The following is a 12,806-nucleotide window of genomic DNA, read 5'->3' on the forward strand; positions in this document are numbered from 1 at the left end:
GTGTTCTAGTCTGCGACCCATGTCACAGGTCATCCCCGAGAAGCCGCTGCGGGTCGTCGTCTGGTCCACCGGCACCATCGGGCGGCACGCCATCGCCGGCATCGTCGCCCACCCCGACCTCGAGCTGGTGGGGGTGTGGGTCAGCAACCCCGACAAGCACGGCAAGGACGTCGGCGAGCTCGCCGAGCTCGGCCGCGACCTGGGGATCCGGGCGACGACCGACCGCGACGAGCTGATCGCGCTCGCGCCGGACGCGATCGTGCACACCGCGATGGCCGACGACCGCGTCTTCGAGTGCATCGAGGACCTGATCTCGTTCGTCGAGGCCGGCATCGACGTGACCAGCAGCGGCCCGGTGCTGCTGCAGTGGCCCGAGGGGATCCTGCCGCCGGAGCTCATCGCCCGGATCGAGGACGCCTGCGTCCGGGGCGGGGCGAGCCTGCACGTCAACGGGATCGACCCCGGCTTCGCCAACGACATCCTCCCGGTCGTGATGACCAGCCTCTCCCAGCGCATCGACGAGGTGCGGGTGATGGAGATCTGCGACTACTCGACCTACTACCAGCCCGTCGTCATGAACGACCTCTTCGGCTTCGGCAAGCCGCTCGACCAGCCCGCCATGCTGTGGCAGCCCGGCGTCCTCGGTGCGGCCTGGGGCAGCGTCGTCCGGCAGATCGCGGCTGCGCTCGACGTCACCCTCGACGAGCCGCTGACCGAGGAGGTCGACCGCCGCGCCGCCGAGCGGGACACACCGTCGGTCTCCGGCGACATCCCCGCCGGCACGATGGGGGCGGTGCGCTTCCAGGTGATCGGCAAGGTCGACGGCGTCCCGCGGGTGGTGCTCGAGCACATCACCCGCACCGACCCCGAGCAGGTGCCGGAGTGGGAGCGGCCGCCCGCCGGCGTCGACGGCTGCTACCGGGTGAAGATCACGGGCGAGCCGATGATGCAGGTCGACTTCACCCACCACGGCGAGCACGGCGACCACAACGTCAGCGGGATGATCACCACCGCCCAGCGGATCGTGAACGCACTGCCGGCGGTGGTGGCGGCCGCGCCCGGGATCGTCCGGGCGATCGACCTCCCGCTGGTCACCGGCCGGGGCCTGGTGACCCGCTGATGAGCATCCTGGACCGCTTCGCGCTCACCGACCACGCCGCGATCGTCACCGGCGCCGGCCGCGGGCTCGGCGCCGCCACCGCCGTCGCGCTGGCGGAGGCCGGCGCCGACGTCCTCATCTCCGCACGCACCGAGCGGCAGCTCGACCGGGTCGCCGAGCAGGTGCGCGCCACCGGCCGCCGCTGCCTCGTCGTCCCGGCCGACCTCAGCGACCTCGACGCCGTCGCCGGCCTCGCGCAGGCGGCGTACGACGAGTTCGGGCGGCTCGACACGGTGGTCAACAACGTCGGGGGCACCTTCCCGACCGAGTTCCTCAAGACCACCAACGAGTTCCTCAACGAGGCGTTCAGCTTCAACGTCACCACCGCGCACGCGCTCAGCGTCGCGGCGGTCCCGCTGATGCTGAAGTCCGAGCCCGAGGCGCAGAAGAGCATCGTGACGATCAGCTCGATGCTGGGCCGCACCGCCGACCGCGGGTTCATCGCGTACGGCACGGCCAAGGCGGCGCTCGCACACTGGACCAAGATGGCCGCGCAGGACCTCGCGCCCTCGATCCGGGTCAACGGCATCTACGTCGGCTCGATCCTCACCAGCGCCCTGGAGTACGTCGCGGGCCAGCCCGAGCTGATGGACCAGCTGGAGACGAAGACGCCGCTGCGCCGGGTGGGGGAGCCCCAGGACATCGCCGCCGGCGTCCTCTACCTCTCCTCACGGGCGGGGCAGTACGTCACCGGCAAGCTGCTCGAGATCGACGGGGGCATCCAGCAGCCCACCCTCGACCTCGGGTTCCCCGACGTCGGCCCGTAGGGTCCGCGCGTGACTCCCTCGTCCAGCTCGCCCGGCACCTCCACCGCCCTCGCCGTCTCGCCCGACTCGGGCACCCACTGGTCGGCGGAGGGCGCCTGGCCGGTCGCGGAGGGGATCCACCGGATCCCGCTGCCGCTGCCGATGGACGGCCTGCGCGCCATCAACGTCTACGTCATCGAGACCCCCGACGGGCTGGTGCTCGTCGACGGCGGCTGGGCGATCCCGGAGGCGCGCGACCTGCTCGACCGGTGCCTGCGCGGGATCGGCGCCGGGTTCGGCGACATCCGGCGGTTCCTGGTCACCCACGTCCACCGCGACCACTTCACGCTCGCGACCGTGCTCGGCGGCGAGTACGGCGCGGACGTCGCCCTCGGCATCGGCGAGCGGCCGGCGCTGGAGCTGCTGAACGACGAGACCCTGGACAGCAACCCGTTCGTCGACGTGCTGGTCACCGCCGGCGCCCGCGAGGTCGCCGAACAGTGGGTCGCGATGCAGAACGACGAGCAGCCGGACATGAGCATGTGGGCGTTCCCCACCACCTGGCTCGACGGCGACCACCCGATCGACCTCGGGTCGCGCACCGTCGACGCCGTGCACACCCCCGGGCACACGCCGGGCCACTTCGTCTTCGCCGACCAGGCGGCCGGGCTGCTGTTCGCCGGCGACCACGTGCTGCCGACCATCACCCCCTCGATCGGGTTCACCGTGCCCCCGGCCCCGCTGCCGCTCGGCGACTTCATGGCCTCGCTGACCAAGGTGCGCGCGCTGCCGGACCTGCGCGTCCTGCCCGCGCACGGCCCGGTCGCGCCGTCGTCCCACCAGCGGGTCGACGAGCTGCTGGCCTTCCACGAGACCCGCCTGGACCAGAGCCTGGCCGCGCTCGCCGCCGGCACCCGCACCAGCCACGACGTCGCCCAGGAGCTGGCCTGGACCCGCCACGAGCGGGCCTACACCGAGCTGGACCTGTTCAGCCAGGGGATGGCGTCGATGGAGACCAAGGCGCACCTCGAGCTGCTCGTCGCGCAGGGGCGGGCCACCCGCACCGAGGACCCCGACGGCGTCCTCTTCACGGCAGGTCCCTGACCCCCTGGTCCGCCGAGTCGGCGTGAGTTGTCCGCCGAGTCGGCGTGAATGTTCGCCGAGTCGGCGTGAATGTTCGCCCAACTCGACCGGGAGGTCGGCCCAACTCGACCGGGAGGTCGGCCCAACTCGACCGGGAGGTCGGCCCAACTCAACGGGGGGTCGGGGGCCGGCGCATCGGCAGGTGCGGGATGCCGTCCTCGAGGAACTCCGGGCCGCAGACGGCGTACCCGAACCCGGCGTACCACCCCGCCAGCGGGGACTGCGCGTCGAGGACCGACGCCCGGTCGCCGACCGCGTCGATCGCGGCGCGCAGCACCGGCTCGGAGAGCCCCCGGCCGCGCGCCTCGCGGGCGAGCACCACCCGGCCGACCCGGGCCTCGTCGCCGTCGTCCAGCACCCGCGCGTACCCGGCCACCGCGCCGTCCAGCAGGCCCACCACGTGGCGGGTGCCGGGCTCGGGGTCGCGGCCGTCGAGGTCGGGATAGGGGCAGGCCTGCTCGACGACGAACACCGCCTGCCGCAGCCGCCACACGTCGTACGCCGTCCTGGCGTCGAGCTCGTCGAACCTCAGCACCCGGATCTCCACGCAGGCGAGTCTCACACGGACTCGCCGGGCCTCGTCGCGGGTGGGTGGCTAGGGTGGCGGGACACGACAGGGGAGCACGCGCGAGCGTGCTGAGAGTGCGGACCAGCCGCAGACCCTCGAACCTGCTCCGGTTAGCACCGGCGAAGGGAGCTCGGAATGAACCTGTGCACCCGTGCGCGCCTCCAGATGGTCTCGATCACGGTCCCGCTGACGCTGCTCGCGGCGTCCTGCTCGCTGGGGGGAGGTGCGGACGAGGGCGGATCGGACGGCGACAGCACCGGGAGCGGGCCGGACACGGTCGTCCTGGTGACCCACGACAGCTTCGCGCTGCCCGAGGAGCTGGTCGCGTCCTTCGAGGAGCAGAGCGGCCTCGAGCTCGAGGTGCGGCCGTCCGGCGACGCCGGCGCGCTGACCAACAAGCTGGTCCTCACCAAGGACAGCCCGACCGGGGACGTGGCGTTCGGCGTCGACAACACCTTCGCCTCCCGCGCGGTCGACGAGGGCGTGTTCGCCTCCTACGCGCCGACGCTGCCCGAGGGCGCCGCCGAGCTCGAGCTGCCCGGCGACGAGGACGACGCGCTGACCCCGGTCGACACCGGCAACGTGTGCGTGAACGTCGACGACACCTGGTTCGAGCGGGAGGGCATCGCCCCGCCGCGCACGCTCGCCGACCTCGCCGACCCGGCGTACCAGGACCTGCTCGTGGTCCCCGGCGCCGCGACCAGCTCGCCGGGGATGGCCTTCCTGCTGGCGACCATCGCCGAGTTCGGCGAGGCGTGGCCGGCGTACTGGGCCGACCTCGTCGACAACGGGGTCAAGCTCACCTCGGGCTGGTCGGACGCCTACCAGGCCGACTTCACCCAGGGCGGCGGGAAGGGCGACCGCCCGGTGGTGGTCTCCTACGACTCCTCCCCGGCGTTCACCGTCGACGGCGAGGGCGGGACGACGACCAGCGCGCTGCTCGACACCTGCTTCCGCCAGGTGGAGTACGCCGGGGTGCTGGCCGGCGCGGAGAACCCCGACGGCGCCGAGCAGGTGGTCGACTTCCTGCTGAGCCAGGAGGTGCAGGCGGCGCTGCCGACCAGCATGTACGTCTTCCCGGTCTCCTCGGACGTCGAGCTGCCGGCGGAGTGGGCGGAGTTCGCGCCGCAGCCGGACGCGCCGTACGACGTCGACCCGGACGCGATCGCCGCGAACCGCGACGACTGGCTGCGCGAGTGGAGCGACGTCACCAGCCGATGAGCCTCCCGGCAGCCGGTCCGGCGGCGACCCGGGCGCTCACCCTCGCCGGCCTGGCCCTCGGGCCGGTGCTGGTGCTGGGCGTCTTCTTCGTGCTGCCGGTGACCGGGATGCTGGCCCGCGGATTCTGGGCCGACGGGTCCTTCGACCCGGGCGCGGTCGCCGACGTCCTGGCCCGGCCGCGGGTGCACCGGGTGCTGTGGTTCACCGTGTGGTCGGCCTCGGCGGCGACCGCGCTCTCGGTGCTCCTCGGCCTGCCGGCGGCGTACGCGCTGCACCGGCTGGACTTCCCGCTGCGCCGGCTGGTGCGCGCGGCGCTGCTGGTGCCGTTCGTGCTGCCGACCGTCGTGGTCGGGGTGGCGTTCAAGCAGCTGCTGGGGGAGTCCGGCCCGCTCGGCCCGCTCGGCGGGCTCGGGCTCGACGGCTCCCCGGTGGCGATCGTGCTGGGGCTGACGTTCTTCAACGTCTCGGTGGTGATCCGGGTGGTCGGCGGAACCTGGGAGTCGTTGGACCGCCGGCCCGCGGAGGCGGCGGCCGCGCTCGGGGCGAGCCCCGCGCAGGTCTTCCGCACGGTGACGCTCCCCGCGCTGCGGCCCGCGATCGTCTCGGCGGCGAGCGTGGTGTTCCTCTTCTGCGCCGCCGGGTTCGGGGTGGTGCTCACCCTGGGCGGGCTGCGCTACGCGACCGTGGAGACCGAGATCTACCTGCTGACCACCAACCTCCTGGACCTGCAGGGCGCGGCCGCGCTGTCGATCCTGCAGCTGGTCGTGGTGACCGTGCTGCTGGCGGTGGCCGGGCGGCTGCGCGCCGTCCCCGACCCGAGCGTGTCCCGCGACCTCGCGCCGGTCCGCCGGCCGCGGCCGGCCGACGTACCCGTCCTGGGCGCGACGGCGGTGCTCCTCCTCTTCGTCGGCGTGCCGATCGCGACCCTGGTCTCCGGGTCGCTGCGGGTCGGCGGGGCGTGGAGCCTCGGCAACTACCGCGCGCTCACCACCGAGGGGTCCGAGCAGGCGCTGCTGGTGCCGGTCACCGAGGCGCTCGCCTTCTCGCTGCGCACCGCGGTGGACGCCACCTGGATGTCGCTGCTCCTGGGGCTGCTGGTCGCGGTCGTGGTCACCCGCCGCTCGCGCTCGCGCGCCGAGCGCCGGGTCCGCGCCACGCTCGACGGCTTCTTCATGCTGCCGCTGGGGGTCTCCGCGGTGACCGTGGGCTTCGGCTTCCTGATCACCCTGGACCGGCCGCCGCTGGACCTGCGCGACACCGCACTGCTGGTGCCGGTCGCCCAGGCGCTGGTCGCGCTGCCGTTGGTAGTTCGCACCCTCGTGCCGGTGCTGCACTCCGTCGACGACCGGCAGCGGCAGGCGGCGGCGTCCCTCGGCGCGAGCCCGCTGCGGGCGGTCCTCACCGTCGACCTGCCGGTGGTGTGGCGGCCGCTGCTCGCCGCGGCGGGGTTCGCGTTCGCGGTGTCCCTCGGCGAGTTCGGGGCGACCTCGTTCCTCGCCCGCGACGACCGGCCGACCGTGCCGGTGGTGATCTTCCGGCTCATCGGCCACCCGGGTGCGATGAACTACGGCATGGCCCTCGCCGCGTCCGTCGTCCTCGCCGCCACCACCGCCCTGGTGATGCTGGCCGTCGAGCGGCTCCGCGTGCCGTCGGTCGGGGCGCTGTGATGCTGCGGGTCGAGGACGTCACGGTGGCCTACGACGGCGTCCCCGCCGTCCGCGACGTCACCCTCGACCTGCCCGACGGCAGCGTCCTGGCGGTGCTCGGGCCCTCGGGCAGCGGCAAGTCGACGCTGCTGCGGGCGGTGGCCGGCCTGGAGCCGGTCGCGTCGGGGCGGATCTCGTGGGACGGCCGCGACCTCGCGCGGGTGCCCACGCACCGGCGCGGCTTCGCGCTGATGTTCCAGGACGGCCAGCTCTTCGGCCACCTCACGGTGGGGCGCAACGTCGGCTACGCGCTGCGGCTGCGCCGGGCGAGGAACACCGCGTCCCGGGTCGCCGAGCTGCTCGAGCTCGTCGGCCTCACCGGGTACGCCGACCGGCTGCCGGCGACGCTCTCGGGCGGCGAGCGGCAGCGGGTCGCGCTGGCCCGGGCGCTGGCCGTCGAGCCGCGGCTGCTGCTGCTCGACGAGCCGCTGTCCGCGCTCGACGCCGGCCTGCGCGAGCGGCTCGCCGGCGACCTGCGCCGGATCCTGCGCGCCGCCGGCACGACCGCGCTGATGGTCACCCACGACCACGAGGAGGCGTTCACCGTCGCCGACCGGCTCGCGGTGATGCGGGACGGCCGGCTGGTCCAGGAGGGCGAGATCGCCGCCGTCTGGCGGGCGCCGGCCGACCCCGCGACCGCGCTCTTCCTCGGGTACGCCGGGGTGCTGACCGGCGCCGCCGCGGCCCGGGTGCTGGCCGTCGCGGGGCTGCCGCCGGCGCCCGCGGTCGCCGTACGACGCTCGGCGCTGACCGTGCAGGGGAGCGTCGAGGACCCCGGAGGACTGGTCGGCACGGTCGTCTCCGCGCGCGCCACGCCGGAGCAGGTGCGCCTCGTCGTCACCGTCGACGGGGTGGGCGACCTGGACGCCGTGGCGCCGCTGGACCGCCACCCCGGAGCCGGCGAGCGGGTCCGGCTGGGGGTCGAGGCGGCCCGGCTGGCACCGATACCCACGGGCAACGTTCAAGAACAGTCCTTACACTGACGTCCGTGTATCGACGCGCCTACGTCCTCCTGATCGGCATCGCGGGCGCCATGGGCCTGTGGGCGGTGATCACCGCCACCGTCCTGGACGAGAAGCTCGGCGACCCGGAGGGCAGCTTCCTCGGCCCGTCGTACATCCGGCTGCCGCTGCTGCTGACCGGCGCCCTCCTGCTCGACCTGGTGCCCCGGATCGTCTGGCAGGCGCGGCTCCGGCCGTCGGCGATGCCTGGCGTGATCCGCGAGCGGCTGCGCACGCACTGGACCCGCGACCGCATCGTCCTGGTCGCGCTCGGGATCATCAGCTTCTACATCACCTACGTCAGCTACCGGAACCTCAAGTCGTTCCTGCCGAAGGTGCGTCCCAACCCCGACGCCCCCGAGGGCGTGATCGAGGCGCTCTCCTACGACCGCGAGCTGCACATCCTGGACCGGGCGCTGTTCTTCGGCCACGAGCCGGCGACGGTCCTGCACGAGGTGCTCGGTACCAACGTGACCGCGCACGTGCTGTCCTACATCTACCTGTGGTTCCTGCCGATGGTGCCGCTCGGCGTCACCGCCTGGCTGGTCTGGTCGCGCAACATGTCGTTCGGCTACTGGTTCGTGACCTCCCAGTGCATCGCCTGGACGCTCGGCACGATCTCCTACTACGCGCTGCCGACCATCGGCCCCGGCCTCGAGTACGTCGCGCTCTACAACGACCTCGCGCACACCCCGACGCGCTCCCTGATGTACGGCCTGGTCGAGGACAGACAGGGAGTGCTCGCCGGGGTGGGGGAGATGCAGACCGTCGCGGGCTTCGCCAGCCTGCACACCGCGATCACGCTGCTGCTGGCGCTGATGGTGCAGTTCACGATCGACAGCAAGATCGCGAAGTGGGCGGTCTGGGTGAACTTCGGGCTCACCGTCGTCGCCACCCTCTACTTCGGCTGGCACTACGTCGCCGACGACCTCGCCGGCATCCTGATCGCCCTGGTCGCCTTCTACCTCGGTGGCGTGGTCACGGGGCAGGACTTCACCAAGCCCGCGCGGCGGAAGGCGGCGGCCGAGCCCCTGCCCGACGACGAGGCCTATAGAACTACAACGATGTAATTCACAAGCCGACACGCCGTGACTTCTGAGAAAGTTGGGCAAAATGTGGCGGATGTGACGGAAGTTGCCTAACGTGACGGCGTGCCCCGCCGTCGGATCGTCCCTGCCCTCGTCCTGAGCGTGTCCCTCGTCGCGGCGTCCGTCACCGGTTCCGTCGGCGCTGCCGCCGCGGACGACCCGTCCGACGCGGGCGCGGGGACGCCGACCCGCGCCGAGGTGCTCGACGCCCGGGCCGCCGCCGACGCGGCGGCCGGCACCGTCGCCGGCGTGCAGGCCCGGCTCGCGGTCGCCGGTGCCCGCCTCCAGCAGACCCAGGTCGACGCCGCCCGCGCGGCGGAGGCGTTCAACGGCGCCCGCTGGCGGGCCCAGGAGGCACGCCGCGAGGTCCGCGACGCGAGCGCCCGCTCGGACACGGCCGCCCGCGACCTCGAGTCGCACCGGGCGGCGTACGCCGGCGCGCTGACCTCGTCGTACGGCCGGGCGCCGGAGCTCTCCGCGCTCGCCGCCGTCACCCACGCCGACGGTCCCGCGGCGGTGCTGGAGACCTCCGCGTCCCTGCAGACCGTGCAGCGCGCCCTCGACGAGCGGTACGACGCGTTCCGCGCGGCCGCCACGCTCGCGCAGGTCGCGACCGACCGGGCCGAGGACGCCCAGGACGCCGCCGACGCGGCCGCCGAGGACGCCCGCGCCGCCCGCGACCGGGCCGCGGCCGCGGCCGCCGCCGCAGCGGCAGAGGCGCAGGCCGTGGCCGCTGAGCGCGCGCGGCTGCTCGGGGAGCTCGCCCGGCTCCAGGACGTCAGCCTCGAGCTCGCCGAGCAGCGGCAGGCCGCGCTCGAGGCGAGCGCCCGCGAGCAGGCCGCCCAGGCGGCCGCTGCTGCTGCCGAGACCCCGGCAGCCGCACCGGCCGCTCAGCCGGCCCAGCCGGCGCAGCCGCAGCCCGCGCCCGCCCCGGCCCCCGCGCCCCAGCCGCAGCCCGCGCCGGAGCCGCAGCCGGCCGCCCCCGCCCCCGCGGCCGGGGTGCCCGCGGTGCTCGCCTTCGCCCGCGCCCAGCTCGGCGAGCCGTACGTCTGGGCGGCCGCCGGCCCGTCGTCCTGGGACTGCTCCGGGCTGACCATGGGCGCCTGGGCCGCGGCGGGGAAGAGCCTGCCGCACTACTCGGTCGCCCAGTACGAGCAGTCCACCCCGGTCTCCGTCAGCGACCTGCGGCCCGGCGACCTGGTCTTCTGGGGCGACACCGGCAGCCCGTCCTCGATCTACCACGTCGCGCTGTACTCCGGGAACGGCCGGATCATCCACGCGCCCCGCACCGGCCGGCCGGTGGTCGAGGAGTCGATGTGGGCCTGGCCCCCGACGTTCTTCGCCCGCCCCTGATCCCGATCCGTACCGCGATCCACGCCACCACGGCCGAGGTCTGACCGGCCGGACCCGTGGGTAACGTGGGGCCCATGGCGACCGACGTGGCACCCGAGACCGTGACGCCGTCCTCCGTGGAGGACGTCCCCTCGACCGGACCGGGGGCGACGCCCGCGACCGACACGGACGCCGACGTCGAGGAGCGCTCCGGCTACGTCCGGCCCGCGATCGACGTGCCGGCGCTCACCGCGCTGCTCGACGGCAAGTACGCCGAGGCGCGCAACCTGGTCCGCACGAACCTCGCCGAGTACGCCTCGGTCCTCGAGGACGCCGAGACGATGTCCACCGACGACTTCCGCGAGCGGGTCAAGGAGGTCGTGGTCGAGATGGCCGCGACCGGTCAGACCGGCATGGGCTTCCCCGAGGAGTACGGCGGCGGCGGCGACATCGGGGCGTCCGTGGCCGCCTTCGAGACGCTGGCGTACGGCGACCTGTCGGTGCTGGTCAAGGTGGGCGTGCAGTTCGGCCTCTTCGGCGGCGCGATCCTGCAGCTCGGCTCGAAGCACCACCACGACGCCTACCTCACCGACCTGATCACCGGGAAGCTGATGGGCTGCTTCGCGATGACCGAGACCGGCCACGGGTCCAACGTGCAGGCGCTCGGCACCGTCGCGACGTACGACGTGGTGACCCAGGAGTTCGTGGTCACCACGACCCGCGAGGACGCCCGCAAGGACTACATCGGCAACGCCGCCCGGCACGCGCAGCTCGCCGTGGTGTTCGCCCAGCTCGAGGTGGCCGGCGGGTCCGAGGGCGTGCACGCCTTCGTGGTGCCGATCCGCGACGAGCACGGCGACCCGATGCCCGGCGTGCGCATCGAGGACGACGGCCTGAAGATGGGCCTCAACGGCGTCGACAACGGCCGGCTGTGGTTCGACGGCGTCCGCATCCCGCGCACCGCGCTGCTCAACCGGTTCGCCGACGTCACGCCGGCGGGGGTCTACGAGAGCGCGATCGAGAACCCCAACCGGCGCTTCTTCACGATGCTCGGCACCCTCGTGCAGGGCCGCGTCTGCGTCGGCGGCGCCGGCATCAACGCCGCCAAGGTCGCGATCACCCTCGCGGTCAAGTACGGCCTGCGGCGCCGCCAGTTCGAGGCGACCAGCGCGGACGAGGAGGAGCTGCTCCTCGACTACGGCCTGCACCAGCGCCGGCTGCTGCCGCTGCTCGCGCGCACCTACGCGATGCACTTCGCCCAGGAGGTCGTCGCCGGGCAGCTGCACGACGTCACCTCCGGGCTGGTCACCGACGAGCACGCCAAGCGCGAGCTCGAGTCGCGCGCGGCCGGCACCAAGGCGCTCGGCACCTGGCACGCGACCGAGACCATCCAGGAGTGCCGCGAGGCGTGCGGCGGCGCCGGCTACCTCGCGGTCAACCGGTTCGCCGCGCTCAAGGCCGACACCGACGTGTTCACGACCTTCGAGGGCGACAACCACGTCCTGCTGCAGCTGGTCGCCAAGGGCCTGCTCACCGACTACGCCAGCGAGTTCGAGGACATGGACCAGCTCGGCATGGTCCGCTTCGTCACCGGGCTCGCCGTCGAGACCGTGATCGAGAAGACCGCCGTCCACAAGCTCCTCCAGCGGCTCAAGGACGTGCTCCCCGGCGGGGACGAGTGGGACCAGGAGGCCGGGCTGCTCGACCCGGACTACCAGCTCGCGATGTTCCGCTTCCGCGAGGAGCACATGCTCTCCGGCGTCGCCCGGCGGCTCAAGCGCGGCATGGACGGCGGCATGAACCCCGGCGAGGTGTTCTCCCGCGTGCAGGACCACGTCATCGGCGCCGCCCGCGCGCACGTCGACCGGCTGGTGCTGGAGGCGTTCATCGAGAAGACCCGGGCGATGCCCGAGGGCGACAACCGGGTCGCGCTGAACCTGCTCTGCGACCTCCACGCGCTCTCCACCATCGAGGCCGACCGGGCCTGGTTCATGGAGCACGGCCGGCTCTCGTCGTCCCGGTCCAAGGCGATCAGCCGCGAGATCGGCAGCCTGTGCCGCAAGCTCCGCCCGCTGGCCGACGACCTCGTCGACGCGTTCGCCGTCCCGCGCGCGATGCTCCGCTCCCCGGACCTGCTCGGCTGAGCCAGTGTGGTGAGGGTGGAGCCGTGAGGCTGCTGGGCGGCTGGGCCGACGACCCGGTGTACGCCGCGGCGTACGACTGGAGCGTGGAGCACCCGCGCGCCGGACGGGTGGCCTGGCGGCTGGGGATGGGCAGCGACCTGCGGCTGCTGTACGCCGCGGCGGGGGAGATCGGCGCGCAGCCGCGCGGCGCCCGGGTGCTCGACGTCCCGTGCGGCGGCGGGGTCGCGGTGCGGGCGCTCTCACCGGGGCAGGGGGTCGACTACGTCGCCGCCGACCTGTCGCCGGCGATGCTCGCCCGCACCGCCCGGCGCGCGGAGCGCTGCGGGGTCGCCGACCAGGTCACCACGGTGCGGGCCGACGTGGGCGAGCTGCCGTTCGGCGCCGCGGCGTACGACCTGGTCGTGACGTTCGCCGGCCTGCACTGCTTCCCCGACCCCGCCCGCGCGGTGGCCGAGCTCGTGCGGGTGCTGCGCCCGGGCGGCGTGCTCACCGGCAGCGCGTTCCTCAACGACACCGGGCTCCGCTACGAGCCGTCCCGGCGGGTCGGCCGGCGCACCGGCCTGCTCGGCCCCGGCTGCACCGGCGACCAGCTCACCGCGTGGCTGGCCACCCTCGGCGTCCGCGACCTGACGCTCACGACCAGCGGCGCGCTGGCGTACTTCCGCGGCGTCCGCGCGGCCTGACCGCTCAGGCCCCAA

General features: G+C 73.8%; 11 protein-coding genes and 1 riboswitch. Of the genes, 10 read left to right on the plus strand and 1 reads right to left on the minus strand.

From position 1 onward, the window contains the following. Positions 1 to 19 precede the first annotated feature (19 nt). From H4O22_RS02510 to H4O22_RS02520, 3 genes are read left to right on the plus strand one after another with little or no spacing between them, the layout of a single operon-like run. The gene (locus H4O22_RS02510) at positions 20 to 1,120 is read left to right on the plus strand and encodes an NAD(P)H-dependent amine dehydrogenase family protein (RefSeq protein WP_182525525.1); all 1,101 of its coding nucleotides are present in this window, start codon (positions 20 to 22) and stop codon (positions 1,118 to 1,120) included. Further along, entirely contained in the window at positions 1,120 to 1,926 is an 807-nt protein-coding gene (locus tag H4O22_RS02515) for an SDR family oxidoreductase (protein ID WP_182525526.1), read from the plus strand. The genes H4O22_RS02510 and H4O22_RS02515 overlap by 1 nt, the downstream gene beginning before the upstream one ends. A 9-nt stretch (positions 1,927 to 1,935) precedes the next feature. Further along, positions 1,936 to 3,009 (plus strand): MBL fold metallo-hydrolase, encoded by a 1,074-nt coding sequence (locus tag H4O22_RS02520; protein ID WP_182525527.1) that lies wholly within the window; start codon positions 1,936 to 1,938, stop codon positions 3,007 to 3,009. A 148-nt stretch (positions 3,010 to 3,157) separates the two neighbouring features. Here the strand turns inward: H4O22_RS02520 and H4O22_RS02525 are convergent, their stop codons facing one another. Then, positions 3,158 to 3,595: a GNAT family N-acetyltransferase gene (locus H4O22_RS02525; protein WP_182525528.1), complete on the minus strand. Its 438-nt coding sequence runs from the start codon at positions 3,593 to 3,595 to the stop codon at positions 3,158 to 3,160. Positions 3,596 to 3,653: 58 nt separating this feature from the next. Next, a riboswitch (TPP riboswitch) is annotated at positions 3,654 to 3,762 on the plus strand. Between H4O22_RS02525 and H4O22_RS02530 the strand changes: the two genes are divergently transcribed. From H4O22_RS02530 to H4O22_RS02560, 7 genes are all read left to right on the plus strand, one after another. Beyond that, entirely contained in the window at positions 3,752 to 4,837 is a 1,086-nt protein-coding gene (locus H4O22_RS02530) for a thiamine ABC transporter substrate-binding protein (RefSeq protein WP_244963077.1), read from the plus strand. Its footprint overlaps the riboswitch before it by 11 nt. Next, positions 4,834 to 6,504, plus strand: a complete 1,671-nt coding sequence (locus tag H4O22_RS02535) for an ABC transporter permease (protein ID WP_182525529.1) — start codon at positions 4,834 to 4,836, stop codon at positions 6,502 to 6,504. The genes H4O22_RS02530 and H4O22_RS02535 overlap by 4 nt, the downstream gene beginning before the upstream one ends. After that, positions 6,504 to 7,526, plus strand: coding sequence for an ABC transporter ATP-binding protein (locus tag H4O22_RS02540; protein WP_182525530.1), 1,023 nt, complete (start codon positions 6,504 to 6,506; stop codon positions 7,524 to 7,526). The genes H4O22_RS02535 and H4O22_RS02540 overlap by 1 nt, the downstream gene beginning before the upstream one ends. 5 nt (positions 7,527 to 7,531) lie before the next feature. Further along, complete coding sequence (locus H4O22_RS02545; RefSeq protein ID WP_244963078.1) at positions 7,532 to 8,614, plus strand: phosphatase PAP2 family protein; 1,083 nt, start codon at positions 7,532 to 7,534, stop codon at positions 8,612 to 8,614. A gap of 81 nt (positions 8,615 to 8,695) precedes the next feature. Next, positions 8,696 to 9,985, plus strand: coding sequence for a C40 family peptidase (locus H4O22_RS02550; RefSeq protein WP_182525531.1), 1,290 nt, complete (start codon positions 8,696 to 8,698; stop codon positions 9,983 to 9,985). A 74-nt stretch (positions 9,986 to 10,059) separates the two neighbouring features. After that, positions 10,060 to 12,108 (plus strand): acyl-CoA dehydrogenase family protein, encoded by a 2,049-nt coding sequence (locus H4O22_RS02555; protein WP_182525532.1) that lies wholly within the window; start codon positions 10,060 to 10,062, stop codon positions 12,106 to 12,108. A gap of 23 nt (positions 12,109 to 12,131) precedes the next feature. Next, positions 12,132 to 12,791, plus strand: coding sequence for a class I SAM-dependent methyltransferase (locus H4O22_RS02560; protein WP_182525533.1), 660 nt, complete (start codon positions 12,132 to 12,134; stop codon positions 12,789 to 12,791). Positions 12,792 to 12,806 lie beyond the last annotated feature (15 nt).

Origin of the sequence: Nocardioides dongkuii (assembly GCF_014127485.1) — a bacterium.
Classification (GTDB): Bacteria; Actinomycetota; Actinomycetes; order Propionibacteriales; family Nocardioidaceae; genus Nocardioides; species Nocardioides dongkuii.

Bases quoted from the DNA above. Each gene is read 5' to 3' on its own strand.
- H4O22_RS02535 (WP_182525529.1), top strand. From the start codon at position 4,834: ATGAGCCTCCCGGCAGCCGGTCCGGCGGCGACCCGGGCGCTCACCCTC.
- H4O22_RS02515 (WP_182525526.1), top strand. From the start codon at position 1,120: ATGAGCATCCTGGACCGCTTCGCGCTCACCGACCACGCCGCGATCGTC.
- H4O22_RS02555 (WP_182525532.1), top strand. From the start codon at position 10,060: ATGGCGACCGACGTGGCACCCGAGACCGTGACGCCGTCCTCCGTGGAG.
- H4O22_RS02530 (WP_244963077.1), top strand. From the start codon at position 3,752: ATGAACCTGTGCACCCGTGCGCGCCTCCAGATGGTCTCGATCACGGTC.
- H4O22_RS02510 (WP_182525525.1), top strand. From the start codon at position 20: ATGTCACAGGTCATCCCCGAGAAGCCGCTGCGGGTCGTCGTCTGGTCC.
- H4O22_RS02540 (WP_182525530.1), top strand. From the start codon at position 6,504: ATGCTGCGGGTCGAGGACGTCACGGTGGCCTACGACGGCGTCCCCGCC.